The organism is Pediococcus ethanolidurans (assembly GCF_001437405.1).
In the GTDB taxonomy this organism is placed as follows: domain Bacteria; phylum Bacillota; class Bacilli; order Lactobacillales; family Lactobacillaceae; genus Pediococcus; species Pediococcus ethanolidurans.
The window spans coordinates 25,492-45,888 of sequence record NZ_JQBY01000018.1; the positions used below are offsets into that span (position 1 = coordinate 25,492).

Sequence of the window (20,397 nt, forward strand, 5' to 3'; positions counted from 1 at the left end):
GTGTTGAATTTGGGAAACTGGTTTTTAGAAAGTAAAAATCAAAATTGACATTTTATTAAATATTGATTAGAATTAAACACTATATTTAATTAAAAACTAACCATGATCGGAGAATAGAAATGTTGAATAAGGGTAAATTTGCGGACTTGTTTGTGCGTAAAGAAGTAAACACCGATATGTTTAAAAAAACAGGTTTGGAAAAATCACTCACGGCATTTAGTTTAACGACGATGGGAGTCGGCGCAATCGTTGGAGCAGGAATCTTTATCACTCCCGGAATTATTGCTGCCTTATATAGTGGTCCAGGTGTCTGGTTATCTTATTTAGTTGCTGCTGTTGTGTGTTCATTAGCTGCACTTTGTTATTCAGAGTTTTCATCCACCATTCCATTAGCAGGGAGTGCCTATACTTATATTTATACCGTGTTTGGTGAACTAATAGCGTGGGTTTTAGGTTGGGCGTTAATTTCAGAATATCTTTTTGCTGTTTCTTCGGTGGCTGTGAGTTGGTCGGCTTACTTTCAAAACATTTTGGCTGGTTTTCAAATTCACTTACCAGCAATGTTTCAAGCTGCTTATGGTACTTCTGGCAGTCCCCATGCACTTTTTGATTTACCAGCTTTTGTGATCACTATGATCATTGCTTATTTGTTAGTTCAGGGAGTTCGTGAATCAGCTAGAGTAAATGCAATTATGGTTATTTTAAAAATTTCGGTTATTTTACTTTTTATTGTTGTCGCGGCTTTCTACGTGCGTCCAAGCAATTTCAACCCAATCTTACCTTTTGGATTCAAAGGAGTCATTAAAGGCGCAGCAGTTGCCTTCTATGCCTATATTGGATTTGACGCGGTATCGACAGCGTCTGAAGAAGTCAAAAATCCTAAACGTGATATGCCAATTGGGATTGTTTCGTCGTTAATTGTAGCTTCTATTTTATATATTTCGTTATCAGTTGTTTTAGTTGGCGTGGTTCACTACACAAAATTAAACGTGGCCGATCCGGTTGCATTGGCATTACATTTAATTCATCAAAACTGGGTAGCAGGAATTGTGTCACTTGGTGCGGTAATCGGGATGACAACCGTTCTTATTGTGATGTCTTATGGTGGAACGCGATTGATTTTTGCGATTAGCCGTGATGGTCTGTTACCTAAGGCACTGCACAAACTGAATCCTAAAACGCATGTGCCAGTCATTAATACGTGGATTTTTGGGCTGATTGCCAGTATTTTTGCGGGTATCATTCCGTTAAGCAAAATTGCCGAACTTGTTAATATTGGAACTTTGTTTGCTTTTGCGATGGTGTCGTTGGGAGTTGTGTTCTTACGTAGTGATCATAAATTCCGCAATTTACCTAAATCGTTTGAAGTGCCGTTTTATCCATATATTCCGATCTTATCATTTGCAGCCTGTATTTATTTGATGCTTCAATTAGCTGCATTTACTTGGGAAATGTTTGGAATTTGGTTGGTTATCGGACTGGTCATCTATTTTGGTTATGGCTTTTCGCATAGTATTGCAAGAAAAAATGAAGACAAGTAAAAAATGAATGTTACATTTTGACTGGATACAAAAAGAGGCTGAAAAAAATTTTCAGTCTCTTTCTGTCTCTAAACTTTAATAACCAAAATTAGGGGCTCTGCTTAGTTACGAAAACCAAACGATTCAAGGGACGAATCATTCAGCTCTCTAGGCTACCATAGCAACTTATCGTTTTAACGATTTTGGTTGCATGGACAATGTAGTATGTTCGAAGTCAAAATACCTTTTTCACCAATCTCATTAATACCCATTTTGCATATTAATTTGATTAATCGGTACGGTACCATCGCGCATAAATTGTTTCAAATTGGGGAGAAAAATTTTATCCCATGCCTGACCTTGATGTTTGGTTTGAGCGGAGTAATGCGGTGTGATCAAAACATTCTTCATTTGCCATAAGGCATTGTCGGATGGTAATGGTTCTTCCTCAAAGACATCTAAAGCTGCATGTTGCAATTTTTGTTGATTCAACGCCTCAATTAGGGCTTTGGTATCCACGGATTTGCCCCGACCGACATTGATGAATAAATAAGTATTGTGTAAAGCATCGAAAAAGGTCTTGTCAAAGAAGTGGGTGGTCTGTGGCGTTAATGGCATAATGTTAACGAGCACATCACTTTTAGTTACGGCATGTCGCCAATCGTCTTGAGCAAAAGTGTCATCAAAATGGGCCGCCTTGTGTCCCGTACGGTTGACGCCGATAGTTTTTGCATGAAAGGCCTGCAACAAACGAGCTAATTCACTGCCGATGTGACCAGTGCCAAAGATAGTCCAGGTTGTTTCATTGAGAACAAAAGCATCACCAAAGTCAGCTTGTGGTTCCCAGTGGTGTTGTGCTGAACTTTCTAATACTTGTGGTAAATCACGCATGAAATATAAAGCATAAAGCAAAACGGTTTGTGAAATAGGCGCCGCGTGCACACCACTGACATTAGACACGATAACCTGTTTTTCTTTAAGTGTTTTAAGTGGTAAGTAGTCCACGCCCGCACTAATCGTTTGCAGCCATTTTAACGAACCATTAGAAACGGTCAAAACTTTTTGAGAAATATCCGGTTTCCAACCAAGCATGATCTCAATTGACGCGTAATCTTGCGGTGTGATGGATTCTTCAGTGAAAATATTGATGCCTAGTTGACGATAGGCGGCTAAATTCAATTCTGAATTATGTGTTAAAAGTAAAAGATTTTTCAAAATTTTACAACTCCTTATAAAGTAGCTCGTAATTAATTTTTCTGCTGCTTTCATGATATAATGATTTTTAACAATTAAGAAATCAAATGACTTTTTATCTTGTGAGGAAAATAAAAATGGGGAAAACTTCTGCTGGTCGAATTAGTATTTTAGGATTATTTGCTGCAATCATCATTCTACAAAATTATGTACCAATGATAGGCTATTTACCAGTTAGCCCGTTAAACATTACGACAATTCATATTACGGTCATCATTGCCGCTGTTGTTCTAGGCCCTGGTGATGGTGCCATTGTTGGTGGAATTTGGGGAGTTGTTGACTGGATTCGGGCATTAACGGTTACTTCTAGTGCTTTAGGCAACATTGTGATGGTTAATCCGTTAATTTCAGTTGTTCCAAGAATTCTTATTGGCCTAATTGCTGGGTGGTTATTTGCTAAGTTAGCCCGACCAAATAAGAGGTTAACGATGCCACTTGTGATAAGTGGAATTGCCGGTTCTTTGATTAATACCGTTCTAGTATTAGGTGGAATTGCGTTGTTCTTTGGAAATGGTTCGGCAATTCTGGCGGCAATTAATTTTCGGGCATTAACGCCGTACATTTTATTTGTGGCAGGTACGAATGGCATTCCAGAGGCGATTGCAGCCGGCATATTGGTTCCCTTAATAGCAGCACCGCTTCTGAAATATACGAAGCTAGGACAACAGCGTTTCAAGCACTGATTTTTGTCAGAAAATAAACAGAAAGATGGATGAATTTGGCGAAACGGAAAAAACGACGAAAGAATAATTTTTTATTTAAACGAGGAAAACTACAGTTGTCTGGGGTTATTTCGCTGGTTTTAGTTTTTGGATTATTAGTTGTGTTGTTTGTCCAGTTAGTACCTAAAATTTCGTTTACAAATTCAACACCGGCAACCAATTTGAATACACAAAATCATCAAAAATTTATTAAAACCATTGCGCCATATGCTCAGACAATGCACACCAAGTATGGTGTCTTACCAAGTATAACAATTGCACAGGCCATCTTAGAATCTGATTGGGGAACCAGTCAACTTTCCAGAGATTATAATAATTACTTTGGAATCAAGGGAACCATTTATCAAACAACCAAAGAAATGAAAACGCAAGAATTTGTAAATGGCAAATGGATTACGGTGACGGCTCGCTTTCGGGTGTACAATAGTTGGAAGGATTCCGTGAAGGATCACACACTGCTATTTGTGAATGGCACTAATTGGAATAAGAATCAGTATCAAAGTGTGCGCACTGCAACAGATTATAAAACGGCGGCTAAGGCACTTTACACTGCTGGCTACGCAACGGACCCTGGCTATCCTGCGAAGCTGATTAACCTAATTCAGACGTATGATTTAGAAAAATATGATCCACAATAAACTATTTGGAGGTAACGTTGTGAAATTATTAGAAGATCGTATCCGTAAAGAAGGAATTGTACTCCCACATAATGTTTTGAAAGTTGATAGTTTTTTAAATCATCAGGTGGATCCCCAACTTATGTTTGAAGTAGGTAAAGAGTTTGCAAAACGGTTTGCCGATAAGCAAATCACTAAAATTTTAACCGTAGAGTCTTCCGGGATTGCACCAGCTGTTATGACAGGTTTGGCAATGCAGGTGCCGGTTATTTTTGCAAGAAAGCATAAAAGCTTAACCTTAACTGATAATCTTTATACCGCGGATGTTTATTCTTATACCAAACAAACAACCAATAAAATTTCAATTGCCAAACGATTTATCGAACCGAATGATTCGGTGTTAATTATCGATGATTTCTTGGCTAATGGCCAGGCTGTTCAAGGACTGTTAACCATTGCAGATGACGCCAATATTAAAGTTCAAGGAATCGGTATTGTGATTGAAAAGACCTTCCAAAAGGGAAGAACATTAATCACCAAACGAAATATTCAATTGGAAGCGTTAGCGCAAATTAGTAGTTTAGAAAATGGAGAGGTCCAATTTTTAAATTAATGCAAAAACGCGGTGAATATACTTGCCAACAAGAGATGACAACAGTAAGATTAAATATGAAGAACTCTTGATCGGAAAAAAGATAAGAAAGAAATCTGCACGTTAATCGGTGCATAAGAATGGGTGGGTTAAATGGCAGTAGCAAATAATGCAACGTTATATCCCGGAAATACATTGGGAATTATTGGAGATAGTTCAAACGGCTCTCAATTAATTACAGCGGCACGGCGTTTAGGACTTCGAGTAATTGCTTATGGAGCTAATGAAGTTAGTGAAACCATGCAGTTAGCGGATGTACATATCGTTGGTGAGCCAAATGATGGTAATAAATTACGTGAATTTGGCGAAAAATGCGATTCTGTGATTTACGAATCCGAACATGTTGATGCACAAACACTGAAGTATTTGGAACAATTTACTAAAATACCGCAAGGAACCAATGCACTAGAAGTCACACAGGATCGTTTAATTGAACGTGCCTTTTTTGATCAATTAAATTTAAACTCAGCACCTTATGCAACTGTGATTAGTTTAAGTGATATTTATGAATCCATTAATTTGATTGGCTACCCAAGCATTTTGAAACCAATTCAAAAAAGCTTTGCGCCACATGCAGAATTACGAATTAACACGCAAACTGATATTCCAGAGGCTGCTGATCTTTTAAATGAACGAACTTATATTTTGGAATCAACAATTCCAGCACAACAAGAGTTGGTAATGACCATTGCTCAGGGAATGAATGGAGAACGTAAGATTTTTCCAATTGCCGAGAATGTCTATGATGAGGATCATTTGTTAGAAACGATTGTACCAGCTGCAGTTTCGGATAGTGTTCAAAATGAATTATTACGAATTACGAATGAAATTGCCGATGCGTTGGAATACGTGGGCGTTTTTGAAATTTCATTTTCAGTGACTAAGACGGAAGACATTTATGTTAAACGAATTGTGCCAGCAATTCACCGTCCAGGGTATGTGTTCAATCGTTCCACTAATGTGAGCGTGTTTGATCAGCATTTGCGGGCAATTGCAGGAATGCCATTGAGCGATATTAAGTTGTTTATGCCAACGATTATGGTTAATTTCGACAAGAGTCAGATGAGTGCGATTAGAACGCAGTGGAATATCAAGAATAATTGGTATTTTCATATGTATGCACAAAATAAGACAACTGAGAAACAAACAAGAGCAGGGTATGCGTTGGTTGAAGCTAATTCAACTCAGCAGGCACAAGAACAAATTGATAACACTGAAATCTGGAAGCATCAGACAGTGGTTGATTTTGGGAATGCTGAATAGCAAATTTCAAAACCAAACTAGCTAAAATTTAAACGTTAGTAGGAGAGTGAGTTTTACGAAACTCTCTTTTTTTGTGATTATGCAAGAAGTCTGAGTTATTTTGTTCTTGAGGGCCAAGTAGGGCTAACTTTTTGTTATAATTAAGTTCAATTGAGTTTTTTTAGAAAAAATGGGTTTTAGATAGAGAGGATTGAATCTTTTGACCGAAAATAGGTTATTGAAGGGTCTAAATGATAAACAAAAAGAGGCAGTTCAGGCAACTGAAGGGCCACTTTTAATTATGGCGGGTGCCGGAAGTGGCAAAACACGAGTTTTAACGCATCGCGTAGCCTATTTAATTGAAGAAAAGGCAATTAATCCCTGGAATATTTTAGCAATTACATTTACTAACAAAGCAGCTAAAGAAATGCGCGAACGAGTTATCAAATTACTTGGCAGTGCTGGTTCTGATATTTGGGTATCGACATTCCATGCACTGTGTGTACGTATTTTACGAAGAAATATTGATCAAATTGGTTATAATCGTGCTTTTTCAATTGCCGATACCAGTGAACAACGGACGCTTATGAAACATATCGTGGCTGATTTGAACTACGATCCAAAGAAGTTTGATCCTAAGTCATTGTTATCAGCAATTTCCAATGCTAAGAACGATTTATTAACACCTAAAGAATATAAGGCAACAGCTAAAACACCATTTGAAGTGGTTGTAGCTGATGCCTATGAAGAGTATCAACGTCGTTTGAAAATTAATCAAGCGCTCGACTTTGATGATCTCATTATGCAAACCATCATTTTGTTTCAAAAGCATCCGGATACTTTAAGTTTTTATCAAAACAAATTTCACTATATTCACGTTGATGAGTATCAGGATACCAATGAAGCACAATATACATTGGTTAATATGTTAGCGAAACGCTTCGAAAACATTTGTGTGGTGGGGGATGCTGACCAGAGTATTTATGGTTGGCGTGGAGCCGACATGCAAAACATTTTGAACTTTGAACAGGATTATAAAAATGCTCAGGTTATCTTACTGGAGCAAAATTATCGTTCAACTAAGAAAATTTTGGATGCAGCTAACTCAGTCATTAAAAACAACACAACTCGCCGTCCAAAAAAATTATGGACAGAAAATAAGGACGGGGACGATATTACTTATTATCGTGGTCAAAGTGAAAATGATGAAGTGCATTTCATTGTGCAACAAATCAAACAACAAATTGAGGACAATCATTACCAGTATGGCGACTTTGCAGTCTTGTATCGAACCAATGCACAATCGCGTGCGGTTGAAGATACATTTCTAAAATCGAGTGTTCCGTACACAATGGTGGGCGGACATAAGTTCTACGATCGAAAAGAAATTCGTGACGTATTGAGTTACTTGACCTTACTGGCCAATCCAGATGATTCTATGAGTTTTGAACGAGTTGTGAATGAACCTAAACGTGGCATTGGAACTAGTTCGATTGAAAAATTAACTGATTTTGCGAATTACAATCACTGGTCCCTTTTTGAAGCTGCGCAAAACGTTGAAGTGGCTAATGAAATTGCGGGACGAGCAAAAAATGCCATCGACCAGTTTGCATCGATCATGACTGATTTAAAGCGCATGGCAGAATTCCTGACAATCACAGATTTAACGGAACAGGTTTTAGATAAAACTGGTTACAAGGCTGAACTTGAAAAGTCCCGTTCATTAGAAGCACAAACGCGTCTTGAAAATATTGAAGAATTTTTAACTGTTACCAAACAATTTGATGATAGTCATCAGGACGAAGAAGAAACTACAGCCGAAACACGTTTAGCAGACTTTCTAGCTGACTTGGCATTAGTTTCGGATCAGGATAGTGTTGAAGAAGAGCCATCTGCAGTGACCTTGATGACGTTGCATGCAGCTAAAGGTCTTGAGTTTCCAGTGGTGTTCTTAATTGGGATGGAAGAAGGTATTTTTCCATTATCCCGAGCCGCAATGGATGAGGATCAACTTGAAGAGGAACGTCGGTTAGCCTACGTTGGAATTACGCGAGCTCAAAAGAAGTTGTACATTACCAATGCTTATTCACGAATGTTATATGGACGTTTACAAAATAATCCAGCGTCACGCTTTATTGAAGAAATTGACCCAGAGGTGTTGGAATCTGCTAATCAAACTGCCGGGGCAGCACCAAGTGGTTATGGTAATCAACGTAAAGATTATCCATTTGATAATAAGATGGCAAGAGCTACAGCAACAACTTATCATCGACCAGCAGCCAAACCGCAGAAATACGATGGTACGGGTGCAGATAAGGTAAGTTGGTCAGCTGGTGACAAGGTACAACATAAAGCGTGGGGTGTTGGAACTGTGGTGAAAGTAACTGGCAAGGGTGAAGATGCCGAGCTAGACATTGCATTTCCAGATCAAGGCGTTAAACGGTTATTAGCTGCATTTGCGCCAATTAGTCGTGTCCCAAAAGATTAAATATTAATTTTCGAGTAATAAATAGTATATATAGAGAAAAGACCTTGACAGTTTTTTGATTTAATCCTCATAATTCAAGAGTGAATTATGATTAAAACGGGAGGAATACACGGTGAATTTAAAGAAAAGTTTGCTTGGCGTTGCGGTGATTTTTAGTGCAATGATTCTGGCGTCGTGTGGAAGCAGCAGTAACAAGTCAAGTTCGAGTTCAAGTAGTACCAAAACAACCAGTTCAGAAAGTGGCAGCTATCAAGTTACGGGGCAAACTAACAATAGTCAGTATGCAGGAGTAATTAAAAATGGTAAGTATTTAACCAGTAAATCACGTGGTGTAACAGCGAGTCAAAATTCTAATTTGTTGAATTTAAAGAGTTTTGAAACGGGCCTACAGGATATTTCAAAAACGCAATTTTCAACATCTAAGTATATTTTTCAAGAAGGCCAATACCTCTCAAAAAGTACCGTCGAGAATTGGATTGGTCGTAAATCTAAATCAAATAGTGAAGGCTTAAACCCTGCTAGCAACGGATCAACAAGCCCAACCAAACGAAATCCAATTTATTTACAGAGTCTGGAAGAACAAGATTATGTTCAAAAGAGTGGCAGTAAACTAAAATTGAGTGGTGTCACAATTGGTTTAGCAATGAATTCAGTTGATTACTATCGTAAAACCACTTATGGTGCACAGTATCAAACAGATATTAGTGATGCTACTTTGGAAAAAGAGGGCAAGGCGATGGCAAAAGAGGTTTTGACTCGTCTCCGCAAAAAGGCCGCTCTTAAGAATGTTCCAATTGTCATTGCAATCTATAAGCAAGCTTCAAATGATAGTCTGATTGGTGGTAATTTTGTTAGTTACTCGGTAAATAACGGTAATTCCATTAGCAAGTGGAAAGCAATGAATATTCAAAACGTTGTTTTCCCACTAAAGACAGGCGAAAGTGCCCCTAATAGTAATGATGCAGATGCTTTTTCAAACTTTAAATCAGAAGTTGAAAGTTTCTTCCCTAATTTAAGCGGTGTGACTGCTCAGGCACAATACAAAAATGGGTCTTTGCAAGGCATGAACGTTTCCATTACAACGCAGTTTTATAGTGAAACGGAAATTAGTAGTTTTACACAATTTTTAGCAGATCAAGCAGAAAAGTATTTACCAAGCGGTGTCAAGACAGATATCACGGTTAGTTCAACCACAGATGGCGTTCAAAGCTTCTTAAGTCGTTCAAGCACGGCGAAGAGTTTTAAAACACATGTTTTTGGTAGCTATTAGTAATTAATCGCACTTTTATAAAGTTTAGCTGATTTATGGTAAAATAATTTGATAGATTTGAAAGAAGGATAACACATGGCAAACGAAGAAAAAATTGATAAAGCCCAAGTGGAGCACGTTGCCAGTTTAGCAAAGTTGGAGTTTGATGATGCTGATTTGGGTAAATTCACAACACAATTGGGTGATATTATGGAATTATTCAATACGTTAAGTGAAGTAGATACAACTGACGTAGAACCTACGTTTAGTGTGACAGATCAATTCAACACAATGCGAGAAGATGTTGCAGTTAATAGTCATGAAAAAGAGGCATTACTCAAAAATGCACCTGATACTCAGGATGGCTTTATCCGCGTTCCCGCAATTATTGACGAAAGTGAAGGTGCCAACTAGATGAATTATTTTGATACTGATTTGACTACGTTGCATGAAAAACTGGTCAATAAAGAACTGACTGCTGAACAATTGACACGTGAGACCTTAGCTAAAATCAAGGCTGATAACGAAGCAATCAATGCTTACATTACAATTGATGATGACGCGGCCATCGAAGCGGCAAAAGCCATTGATGCTAAAGGAATTAACCCAGATAACCTTTGGGCAGGAATTCCAGTAGCTGTTAAAGACAATATTGTCACCAAGGGATTACGGACGACAGCGGCTTCCAAGATTTTGGAAAACTTCAATCCGATTTATGATGCCACGGTTATTGAAAAATTACGTGCCAATGATGTAATTGTGATTGGAAAAACCAACTTGGATGAGTTTGCCATGGGTGGTTCAACAGAAACTTCCTACTTTAAAACGACACATAATCCTTGGAACTTAACCAAGGTACCTGGTGGTTCTTCGGGTGGTTCAGCTGCAACGGTGTCTGCTGGTGGCGTTTTAGCTGCTCTAGGGACTGATACAGGTGGTTCAATTCGGCAACCAGCATCATTCACTGGGGTTGTGGGTGTAAAGCCTACATATGGCCGTGTGTCACGTTGGGGAATTATTGCCTTTGGTTCTAGTTTGGATCAAGTGGGTCCCTTTACGCGCACAGTTAAAGATAATGCTGCCCTTTTGAACTTAATCGCTGGTCATGATGAGCACGATATGACCAGTTCTGACAAAGAAGTACCAGACTTTACGGCTGGTTTAGATGGTTCTGTTAAGGGCATGCGAGTGGCTTTACCAAAAGAATATTTGGGTGAAGGTGTGGATGAAAACGTCAAGAAAGCCGTTTTAGATGCTGCTAATACCTTTAAAGAATTAGGAGCAACGGTTGATGAGGTTTCATTACCTCACAGTAAATACGGAATTGCCGCTTACTACATCATCAGTTCTTCTGAAGCTTCTTCTAATCTGCAACGGTTTGATGGGATTCGTTATGGATTCCGTGCTAAAGACGTTAAGAATCTGGAAGATGTTTATGTTCGTTCCCGTTCAGAAGGATTTGGCGATGAAGTTAAACGCCGCATTATGTTAGGAACCTATTCACTTTCAGCTGGCTTTTATGATGCATACTTCCGTAAGGCTGCTGAAGTGCGAACAATGATGATCAATGATTTCAAGAAGGTTTTTGAAGATCATGACTTTATCATTGGCCCAACAGCCCCAACACCTGCATTTGGCATTGGTGAGGACTCATCTGATCCAAAGAAGATGTACATGAATGATGTTTTGACGGTACCAGTTAACATGGCTGGTTTACCTGGAATGTCATTACCTGCTGGCTTCAGTAATGGATTACCAGTTGGCTTACAAATTATTGCTAAACCATTTGATGAACAAACTTTGTACAAGGCAGGATATGCCTTTGAACAAGCAACAGATTTTCATAGTAAAACCCCTGAGATTGGAGGAGACAAATAATGAATTTTCAAACAACGATTGGACTTGAAGTCCATGTAGAATTAAAGACGAATTCTAAAATTTTTAGTCCGTCTCCAGTTGAATTCGGGGATGATCCTAATGCCAACACTAATGTAATCGATTGGGGTTATCCGGGTGTTTTACCTACAACCAATAAAGGCGTTGTGGAATCTGGCATTAAAGCTGCACTAGCTTTACATGCTGAAATCGAAAAACATAATCATTTTGATCGAAAAAATTACTTCTATCCTGATAATCCTAAAGCTTACCAAATTACGCAGGCGGACAAGCCAATTGCGCATGATGGCTGGATTGAAATTGAAGTTGATGGTGAAAAGAAAAAAATCGGTATTGCTGAAATGCATATTGAAGAAGATGCCGGTAAGAATACACATAATCCTAATGGCTATTCTTTTGTTGATTTAAACCGTCAGGGAACGCCTTTGATTGAAATTGTTTCTAAGCCAGATATTGCTTCACCAGATGAGGCTTATGCTTATCTTGAAGCTTTGCGTCAACGTATCCAATTTACGGGTGTGTCTGATGTGAAGATGGAAGAAGGATCCATGCGAGTGGACGTTAATATTTCGATTCGTCCTTATGGATCAGACAAGTTTGGTACTAAAACAGAATTAAAGAACTTGAACTCCTTTAATTTTGTTCGTAAAGGACTTGCCTTTGAAGAAAAACGGCAGCAACAAGTTCTGATGTCTGGTGGTACTATTCAACAAGAAACTCGGCGTTTTGATGAGGCTACTGGTCAAACAATCTTGATGCGTGTTAAGGAAGGCTCTGACGACTATCGTTACTTCCCAGAACCAGATTTGCCTGCTTTGGCAATTAGCGATGACTGGATTCATAGTATTGAAGAAGCAATGCCAGAGATGCCTGGTAAACGCCGTGCACGTTATGTAAATGAGTTAGGTCTTAAGGATTATGACGCGATGGTGCTTACGCAAACTAAGGAAATGTCAGATTTCTTTAATGAAACAGTTGCTAATGGTGCGGATGCTAAAATGGCTGCCAACTATCTGATGGGTGATGTAAATGCTTATCTGAATGATCAACAGGTTGATTTGCAAGATACAAAACTTACACCCGCTAACTTAGCTGCGATGATTAAGATGATTAGTGACGGCACAATTTCAACTAAGATTGCTAAAAAAGTGTTCAAGGCGCTTACAAAGGGTGAAGAACCAGTTGCTTGGGTTAAGAGTAAAGGCTTAGTTCAATTATCTGATCCTGCACAGTTACAGCCAATGATTAAAAAAATCGTCGATGATAACCAACAATCTGTTGATGACTTTAAGAATGGTAAAGATCGCGCAGTCGGCTACTTAGTGGGCCAAGTTATGAAACAGACTCATGGGCAAGCTAATCCAAAAGTTGTTAACGAGCTTTTGATGAAAGAATTAAATAATCGTTAATCAGATTTTCTCGGAGGAACCAAAATGCAAAAAAGAGCGCGCGTAATTTATAATCCAACTTCAGGGCGTGAAATTTTAAAACAAAATATGATCGACATTTTGAGTGTATTTGAGGAAGCTGGTTTTGAATCTAGTGCCTATGCCACAACACCAGAACCAGATTCTGCTCGTAACGAAGCAAGACGAGCTGCTAAAGCTGGTTTTGATTTGATTGTGGCAGCTGGTGGCGACGGTACAATTAATGAAGTGGTTAATGGAATTGCAGACTTACATTTCCGACCTATGATGGCAATTATTCCGGCTGGCACAACGAATGACTATGCACGAGCATTGAAAATTCCTCGTGAAGATCCAGTGGCTGCGGCTAAAGTTGTTTTAAAAGATCAGCGAATAAAGATGGATATTGGTAAAGCAGGCGATAATTACTTTATTAATATCGCAGCTGGAGGGTTACTCACGGAGTTGACCTATGATGTGCCATCAAACATGAAAAGTATCTTTGGCTATTTAGCTTACTTGGTAAAAGGGGCAGAGTTACTGCCACAAATTAAGCCAGTTGATATGGATATTGAATATGATGGGGAACATTTTAATGGTAAAGCTTCAATGTTCTTCTTAGCGTTGACGAATTCCATTGGTGGGTTTGAACAAATTGTTCCAGACGCGTCATTAGATGATGGTCGATTTACTTTGATTATTGTAAAGGCCTCTAATTTGGTTTCCATTCTGCATTTGATGGTTAAGGCACTAAATGGAAATCATATGAATGATCCGCGAATCATTTATCGCAAACCAAAACGAGTAAAGGTTAACCCGGTAAATGACCGTGTCATGGTCAATATCGATGGTGAATATGGTGGCGATGCACCCATGGTATTTAAAAATTTGCATAAACATATTGAAATGTTTGCAAATCTGGATAAAATTCCTAATGATGCTTATGATTTACCTGAACCAGGGATTGCCAAGGCCGAAGAAAACTTTGTTAAACAGGTGAAGAAGCTGCCTGATGACGATGAAACAGAACAAGATCAATGAAATTAATTAAAAGCCGTCCTTGAATGTGAGGTCTTTTCGTACCCATAATTCAATGGGACGGTTTTGTGATAGTTACTTGAAAAAGAAAAATGAGGATAAATATGAAATTTAAAGCACCAGTTACTAAAAATGAAACCTATGATGTCACCATTATGGATTTGACCTATCAAGGGATGGGCGTTGCCAAAATTGATAGTTTCCCGATTTTTGTTGCAAATAGTTTACCCGGTGAAGAAATCACCATGAAAGTTACCAAAGTTGCCAAGACATATGCATTTGGTCGTGTGCAATCGTGGAAATCTAAGAGCCCTGATCGTGTTGAAATTAAGGATAAACAGTACACACAAACAGGAATTGCCCCATTACAACATTTGGCCTATCCTGCGCAGTTGGAGTTTAAGCAACATCAAATTCAAGAGCTGTTTTATAAGGCTCATTTGGATGAAGTTGAAGTTAGTCCAACTGTTGGAATGGACAAACCATATGGTTACCGTAATAAGGCTCAGATTCCCGTCCGTAGTGTGAATGGTCAATTAACCACTGGTTTTTACCGTCGTAATAGTCACGACTTGGTACCAATTGAGGACTTCTATATCCAAGATCCTGAAATTGATAAAGCTATTTTAGTTGTCCGGGATATTTTGCGTAAATACCATACCGCACCCTATAACGAAAGTAATCATACCGGTGTGATTAAAACGATTATGGTACGTCGTGGTCACTTCACACATGAAATGATGATTGTGTTAATTACACGTGCTAAAAAGATTCCAATGAATTTTGAAATTGTGGAAGAAATTCGCAAACAACTTCCTGAAGTGAAGAGCATTATTCAAAATGTGAACGCAGCCCAGACAAACGTTTTGTTGGGTAAAGAAGAAAAAATTCTCTGGGGTAGTAACGTGATTCATGATGAATTACTGGGATTACGTTTTGCAATTTCAGCGGACTCCTTCTATCAAGTAAACCCCGTTCAAACAGATAAGTTGTATGACCTTGCGATTCAAAAAGCTGGTTTGACTGGTAAGGAAACGGTCATTGATGCTTATTGTGGAATTGGTACGATTTCGTTAGCTATGGCTAAACATGCTAAAAAAGTTTATGGTGTTGAAATTGTCGAGAAGGCGATTCAAGATGCTAAGATTAACGCTAAATTGAACGATATCCATAATGTGAGATTTACTGTTGGTAAGGCTGAAGAAAAAATGGCTGATTGGCAACATGATGGACTTGAACCTGATGTTATTGTGGTGGATCCGCCACGTAAGGGTTTGGCACCAGAGTTTATCACCGCTGCTGCTGAAATGGCACCAAAACGAGTTGTGTATGTGAGCTGTAATCCAGCCACTTTGGTAAGGGATGTGCAAACATTCATGGATAATGGTTATCATGTGGCACAACCAGTTATTCCATTGGATCAATTCCCACAAACACCACACGTTGAAAGTGTCACGGTGTTGGAACAAAACTAAATTAAGTATTTTGGGCTAGGTAGATGTAATCTGCTTAGTCTTTTTTTGTATAAATAAAGGTTGAAGTTACAAAAACACATCTTGTTACCTGATACAAAAGTGCTCATGTTAACGAAATTAGATTAAAATGCCGTCTTCCAGCAAATTTGGGCTGGAACGTAGTGGGCACGACTTAGAGCCGAAATGCACGTCTCTAAGCTCGGCCTTTATCTAAGCGAAACCCGCTAAGATAAATGTCACTACTGAGCCCATTTGCTTCCAGACTGAGTCTAATCTTTGCAACCAACGTACAGATATAGTAATTATGATATTAGCATTATTGAAGTTTCAAACGCGCTTAATTCGGAGGCAATTAGTCTTGTGTCACCCCGTTCCGGACCAAGTGAGTCGCAGGATTGCAGTTAAACTATTTTTTATAGGCTAAGTCGTTTAGCATCGGTTCTTGAAGTGATTTTGATGTTTTCAACCTTTAGTTACACAAATAAAACTAATATTCAGAATATGGTGTATTAACAGTATGGAGAATTAATTTAGCCAATTTTTTTATCGAAAGTTTGCTACTAATTAGTAGCGATCACAAATGATTGAAGTTAAACTATAAGTGACGAGGGAGTTTGTAAGTGAATAAAAATGTCGCTCTGGCTAAATAAAGTATTCATAATAAGTTTGTGATTGTAAGGTTAAATTCATTAGTTTTCATCTGTCGAATTAATGCTTGGAGGTAAAATAATATGGCAAAAACGTATATTAAAGATCATACGAATACATTTTTGATTCATGGTCATGAATATGAGGTTACGGCACCTGCTCGTTTTGCTTGCGAGACTGATGCATTGGTTGACGACTCCCAGTTAGACGATCAAGCAGTGGAGATTGCCAATCAAAGGTATCGTGCTGACTTGAGGCTGGTCTCTCCTGGTGAAATAAAAAAATATCGGTTAAAAATTGGTTTAACACAACGCGAATTCGCAAAATTGCTTGGCTGGAGTCCAAATACAGTTGCATTATATGAAACAGGGGCATTTCCATCTGAAGCTAACAATAAAGTGTTGAGGGCTCTAATGAATAATGATACTGTTTTGAAAGTATGGATTGTTGATGATATCGATAGACTGCCAAAAATTATTGTTCAAAAGCTAAAGAATTACTTTGAAAGAAATAGTGATGAACTCGTCATATAATAGTTTTCCTGGTAAAAGTGGAATAACGGTTAAGTCTAAACTAGTTGGTTATAAAATTTCTGAAAAAATAAAAAATAGATAAAGTGAAATTTTGTGTCAGTATTACTCTAAGCTAATAAAAAACAACTTGAAAGTCTATGTGTGTTTTTCAGAACTTTTGAATTGTTTTTTGTCGGTATACTTTTGCCAATCAACCAAACAGGCGGTATGATAATTACCATATTATAGTTATGCGACTTTTTTGAGTGTAATAAGAGAAGGTGTTTGCAGTGAACAAGGGTAATGAAGCAATCATACAACAAATTTTAAGTGAAATTGAAAAGTATCAAACGGTTATTATTCAGCGACATCGGGATGCTGACCCAGATGCTATTGGGAGCCAAGTTGGGTTGGCACAACTCTTGCGTATTTCTTACCCACATAAAACTATCTATACAGTGGGTGAAGAAGAACCCATCTTTGATTGGATTGGGAAAATGCAATCCGTTGAGGAACTAACTTATTCAAATGCGTTAGTTATTGTGGTAGACACGCCTAGCTGTGAGCGTATTTCTGGATCACATTATTTCCTAGGTGCTCAAACAATTAAGATTGATCATCATGTAAACATGGATTCCTTTGCTGATCTTAACTGGACTGATGAATCATTCTCAAGTGCTTCGGAAATGATCTATTACCTTGTTGCACATTCTAAAAATCACCTAAAACTTGATAAAAATAGTGCTCGTTGTTTGTATGCAGGGATTGTCGGTGATACGGGACGATTCTTGTATGATGATACCAGTTCGTATACTTTTTTTGTGGCGTCCAAATTACTTGAATATGGTTTTGATGCACCAACTGTTAATCGTTTTGAAGAAGATATGTCACCCAAGGTTGCAAAGCTGATGGCTTATGTTTTACAAAATGTGACCATCCTCGATTCGGGTTTGGCATACATTATTTTAAATCAGCAGATACTTCAAAAAATGACACTTTCGTCTGGAGAAGTGGATACAATTATTCCAGTGGTGGGAAAAATTGCAACTGTCAAAATTTGGGCAATTTTTAGAGAAAATGAAAATCATACCTATCATGCCAATCTTCGTTCTAAAAAGATGGTTGTGTATGATATTGCCAAGAAACATCACGGCGGAGATCATCCACTGTCAAGTGGGGCTGACGCCAAAAACAAAGCTGAAATTGAGCAGATTATTGAGGAACTTAATGCGTTACTTTCGGATTAGTGGTTAAAATTATTTTAATAAAAAACAGATCAATCTGAAATGACAGTAGAAATGTCAATTTCAAATTGATCTGTTTTTGGATCTAAATCAGTTACGATAATATTTTTTAGTTAAGTAATAAACAGGAATACCAAGCAAAGTGGCTGCTAAGCCAATCATGGCCAACGTAAATTGCGTCACGATGGTAGTTATCAAAATGAAAATACCACCGATAATTGCAATAACTGGAATCACTGGGTAACCAGGAACTCTATATGGACGCATCAAGTTTGGTTCACGCTTCCGGAGAATAAAAACGGCGATAAAAATGAGGAGGCTAAAGATCCACATAACGAACACGATCATATCAGTTAATAAATCGAAGTTACCAAGAACCATCATCAAAAGGGCAATGGCAAATTGTAAGATTCCCGCGCCGTATGGGGCAGCAGTATGTTTACTAACTTTGCGAATAAAGCCACTAAATGGCAGTGAATTTTCTTCGGCCATTGCTAAAGGCACCCGCATACCGGTCATTGAGTACCCATTGATGGCACCGTAGACAGAAATCAAGATACCGATGGTGACTAATTTGCCACCCATCACTCCTAAAAGCTTAATGGCAGATTCAGAAGCCGCATTTAGGTTGCCAGCAAGTTGTGAAATAGGTAAAGTTTTTAAGAAAACTAAGTTAATTAAGGTATAGGTAATGGTGATAAAAGCTAGCCCCCAGCCAATGGCGCGTGGCAAATCCTTTTCTGGATGTTTCATTTCACCGGCGATTGCGCCAACTCCCAGCCACCCGTCATAGGCAAACATGGTAGCTAACAAGCCGCTCGCAAATGCCGAAAACAGACTCGCATGAGCTGAATGGCTGGGCAGCAAGCTTAATGTTACACTAGTGGGTGCAAACAGACCAACTAAAACGATAATCACAATTGGAATTAGTTTAAAAATAAGTGCCCAGGATTGTAAGCGGCCAGCGGCTTTTGCGCCCAAGAAATTAATTAAAGTGATTGATAATCCGGCGAGAATTGCCACCGGCAAAGCAGCAGCGTTACTTAAGTGCATTAAGGAAACTACTTGCGATCCAAAAACAATGGACAAAGCTGCGATATTAGCAGGAAAGTAAATCAGTGTTTGTGCCCAACCAAAGAGGTATGCAGGCAGTTTACCATAGGTATATTCAATGTATTTAATGGCACCACCTGTTACTGGAATGGCAGCCGCAAGTTCCGCACTGGTCAGACCGGCGCAGATAGTTAGGAAACCACCTAATAGCCAAACAAGTAGAGTTAGTCCGGCAGATTGGGTGGCACTTACCACGCTGGCAACTTTGAAAAAGACACCACCACCGATGACCGTCCCCATCACTGTGGCAAGGGCCGCAAAAGTACCCACTTCTTTTTTAAGACCATCGTTTTTTTGTTGCATCAAACTTTCCTCACTTTTTGTATTCAGCAATTCTCCTATTATAGCAGAAATTATCAGGTGGACAAAAGGAAAACTCATCAAAATCGGAAATGGTGTACAATGGGAAAAAACAGCAGTAGGGGATGAATTGATTTGGCTAAGCAAGACATCAAACCGATTTATAGTACTACCTATAAACATAAAAGAACTGGTCGAAGACGTCGTTGGTTGTGGATTTTGCTTCTTATTTTTTTAATTGCCAGTGGGGTAACCGGTTGGCATTTCTGGAAACTTCATCAAACAGAGGCGTTGCAACAATATCCTATTCGTGGAATAAGTGTGTCACAGCAAGATGGTTTTGTAGACTTTCAAGGAGTTCAAAAAGCGGGAATGAAGTTTGCCTATCTGAAAAGTACGAGTGGAACAACGTATTTTGATGATAATTTTACGGCAAACTATGATCGAATTCAGGGAGCTGATTTAAAAGTCGGTGTTTATTTGGTGTTTAGTTTTGATAAATCAGCAGATGCACAAGCCAAGTATTTTATTAAGAAGGTTGGCCACAAGGTAGGTAATTTACCGATTGCGATTCAAGTGTCGTACTACGGTAATTACGCGGATAACCCGCCTAATAGCGCTAAACAAGGGAAAAAACTGCGGGCACTAACGCGTGAACTTGCCAATTACTATGCCTCACCTTGTATTGTATGGACTTCTAGCACAATTTCTAAAAAGATGATCACACCGTACCTTTCAGATAGTCGCCAATGGCTAGTTGTGGATAGTTTAACTAAACTAAGTAAATTAAAACTCAATAAGCAAACTGAATTTGTTCAGTACAGTAACGCGGCTGACTTGAAAGTGTCTGGTCAAAAAACAAGTTTTGCAACTTCAGTATTTACAGGGAAAAAGCAAACTTGGCAAGAAATTAATTAATAAGACTAAAAAAACGATTGTAACTACTAACTGTTACAATCGTTTTTTATGAAGGTCCTAAAGTTTGAAAGTACAAAAACACATCTCATTGTCTGATACAAAA

Annotated in this window: 17 protein-coding genes; 15 read left to right on the forward strand and 2 right to left on the reverse strand. The window is 38.5% G+C overall.

What is annotated here, in order from left to right; translation table 11 throughout:
- Positions 1-119: 119 nt before the first annotated feature.
- On the forward strand, positions 120-1,541 hold the full coding sequence (locus IV87_RS08075) for an amino acid permease (RefSeq protein ID WP_057807192.1): 1,422 nt from the start codon (positions 120-122) through the stop codon (positions 1,539-1,541).
- Between the two features lie 240 nt (positions 1,542-1,781).
- On the opposite strand, the gene IV87_RS08080 is transcribed toward IV87_RS08075, so the two are convergent.
- Positions 1,782-2,735 (reverse strand): NAD(P)-dependent oxidoreductase, encoded by a 954-nt coding sequence (locus tag IV87_RS08080; protein WP_057807194.1) that lies wholly within the window; start codon positions 2,733-2,735, stop codon positions 1,782-1,784.
- 116 nt (positions 2,736-2,851) lie between these two features.
- Here IV87_RS08080 and IV87_RS08085 point away from each other — a divergent pair, with 116 nt between their 5' ends.
- From IV87_RS08085 to IV87_RS08145, 13 genes are all read left to right on the forward strand, one after another.
- Positions 2,852-3,457: an ECF transporter S component gene (locus IV87_RS08085; protein WP_057807196.1), complete on the forward strand. Its 606-nt coding sequence runs from the start codon at positions 2,852-2,854 to the stop codon at positions 3,455-3,457.
- A gap of 35 nt (positions 3,458-3,492) precedes the next feature.
- Positions 3,493-4,134 carry a glycoside hydrolase family 73 protein gene (locus IV87_RS08090; RefSeq protein WP_057807227.1) on the forward strand — a complete coding sequence of 214 codons (642 nt, stop codon included), beginning with the start codon at positions 3,493-3,495 and terminating at the stop codon, positions 4,132-4,134.
- 19 nt (positions 4,135-4,153) lie between these two features.
- Positions 4,154-4,726, forward strand: coding sequence for a xanthine phosphoribosyltransferase (locus IV87_RS08095; RefSeq protein ID WP_057807198.1), 573 nt, complete (start codon positions 4,154-4,156; stop codon positions 4,724-4,726).
- Between the two features lie 132 nt (positions 4,727-4,858).
- Positions 4,859-6,028 (forward strand): ATP-grasp domain-containing protein, encoded by a 1,170-nt coding sequence (locus IV87_RS08100; RefSeq protein ID WP_057807200.1) that lies wholly within the window; start codon positions 4,859-4,861, stop codon positions 6,026-6,028.
- A gap of 199 nt (positions 6,029-6,227) precedes the next feature.
- A complete protein-coding gene (gene pcrA, locus IV87_RS08105) occupies positions 6,228-8,495 on the forward strand; it encodes a DNA helicase PcrA (protein WP_057807202.1) in 2,268 nt (755 codons plus the stop codon).
- A gap of 112 nt (positions 8,496-8,607) precedes the next feature.
- A complete protein-coding gene (locus IV87_RS08110) occupies positions 8,608-9,765 on the forward strand; it encodes a CamS family sex pheromone protein (protein ID WP_057807205.1) in 1,158 nt (385 codons plus the stop codon).
- A 75-nt stretch (positions 9,766-9,840) separates the two neighbouring features.
- A complete protein-coding gene (gene gatC / locus IV87_RS08115) occupies positions 9,841-10,158 on the forward strand; it encodes an Asp-tRNA(Asn)/Glu-tRNA(Gln) amidotransferase subunit GatC (RefSeq protein WP_057807207.1) in 318 nt (105 codons plus the stop codon).
- Positions 10,159-11,622, forward strand: a complete 1,464-nt coding sequence (gene gatA, locus IV87_RS08120; protein ID WP_057807209.1) for an Asp-tRNA(Asn)/Glu-tRNA(Gln) amidotransferase subunit GatA — start codon at positions 10,159-10,161, stop codon at positions 11,620-11,622.
- Positions 11,622-13,049 (forward strand): Asp-tRNA(Asn)/Glu-tRNA(Gln) amidotransferase subunit GatB, encoded by a 1,428-nt coding sequence (gene gatB / locus IV87_RS08125; RefSeq protein WP_057807211.1) that lies wholly within the window; start codon positions 11,622-11,624, stop codon positions 13,047-13,049. Before gatA ends, gatB begins: the two co-directional genes overlap by 1 nt.
- 24 nt (positions 13,050-13,073) lie before the next feature.
- Positions 13,074-14,087 (forward strand): diacylglycerol kinase, encoded by a 1,014-nt coding sequence (locus tag IV87_RS08130; protein WP_057807212.1) that lies wholly within the window; start codon positions 13,074-13,076, stop codon positions 14,085-14,087.
- 101 nt (positions 14,088-14,188) lie between these two features.
- Positions 14,189-15,559 (forward strand): 23S rRNA (uracil(1939)-C(5))-methyltransferase RlmD, encoded by a 1,371-nt coding sequence (gene rlmD, locus IV87_RS08135; protein ID WP_057807214.1) that lies wholly within the window; start codon positions 14,189-14,191, stop codon positions 15,557-15,559.
- 731 nt (positions 15,560-16,290) lie between these two features.
- Positions 16,291-16,740 (forward strand): helix-turn-helix domain-containing protein, encoded by a 450-nt coding sequence (locus tag IV87_RS08140; RefSeq protein ID WP_057807216.1) that lies wholly within the window; start codon positions 16,291-16,293, stop codon positions 16,738-16,740.
- Positions 16,741-17,009: 269 nt separating this feature from the next.
- Positions 17,010-17,966: a DHH family phosphoesterase gene (locus tag IV87_RS08145; RefSeq protein WP_057807218.1), complete on the forward strand. Its 957-nt coding sequence runs from the start codon at positions 17,010-17,012 to the stop codon at positions 17,964-17,966.
- Positions 17,967-18,053: 87 nt separating this feature from the next.
- Here the strand turns inward: IV87_RS08145 and IV87_RS08150 are convergent, their stop codons facing one another.
- Positions 18,054-19,379, reverse strand: coding sequence for an APC family permease (locus IV87_RS08150; RefSeq protein WP_057807220.1), 1,326 nt, complete (start codon positions 19,377-19,379; stop codon positions 18,054-18,056).
- A gap of 132 nt (positions 19,380-19,511) precedes the next feature.
- Here IV87_RS08150 and IV87_RS08155 point away from each other — a divergent pair, with 132 nt between their 5' ends.
- The gene (locus tag IV87_RS08155; RefSeq protein WP_057807222.1) at positions 19,512-20,294 is read left to right on the forward strand and encodes a GH25 family lysozyme; all 783 of its coding nucleotides are present in this window, start codon (positions 19,512-19,514) and stop codon (positions 20,292-20,294) included.
- Positions 20,295-20,397: the final 103 nt, after the last annotated feature.

Coding starts and splice junctions, on each gene's coding strand:
- IV87_RS08075 (WP_057807192.1), top strand. CDS start 120: ATGTTGAATAAGGGTAAATTTGCGGACTTGTTTGTGCGTAAAGAAGTA.
- IV87_RS08085 (WP_057807196.1), top strand. CDS start 2,852: ATGGGGAAAACTTCTGCTGGTCGAATTAGTATTTTAGGATTATTTGCT.
- IV87_RS08100 (WP_057807200.1), top strand. CDS start 4,859: ATGGCAGTAGCAAATAATGCAACGTTATATCCCGGAAATACATTGGGA.
- gatC (WP_057807207.1), top strand. CDS start 9,841: ATGGCAAACGAAGAAAAAATTGATAAAGCCCAAGTGGAGCACGTTGCC.
- gatA (WP_057807209.1), top strand. CDS start 10,159: ATGAATTATTTTGATACTGATTTGACTACGTTGCATGAAAAACTGGTC.
- gatB (WP_057807211.1), top strand. CDS start 11,622: ATGAATTTTCAAACAACGATTGGACTTGAAGTCCATGTAGAATTAAAG.
- IV87_RS08130 (WP_057807212.1), top strand. CDS start 13,074: ATGCAAAAAAGAGCGCGCGTAATTTATAATCCAACTTCAGGGCGTGAA.
- rlmD (WP_057807214.1), top strand. CDS start 14,189: ATGAAATTTAAAGCACCAGTTACTAAAAATGAAACCTATGATGTCACC.
- IV87_RS08140 (WP_057807216.1), top strand. CDS start 16,291: ATGGCAAAAACGTATATTAAAGATCATACGAATACATTTTTGATTCAT.
- IV87_RS08150 (WP_057807220.1), bottom strand. CDS start 19,379: ATGCAACAAAAAAACGATGGTCTTAAAAAAGAAGTGGGTACTTTTGCG.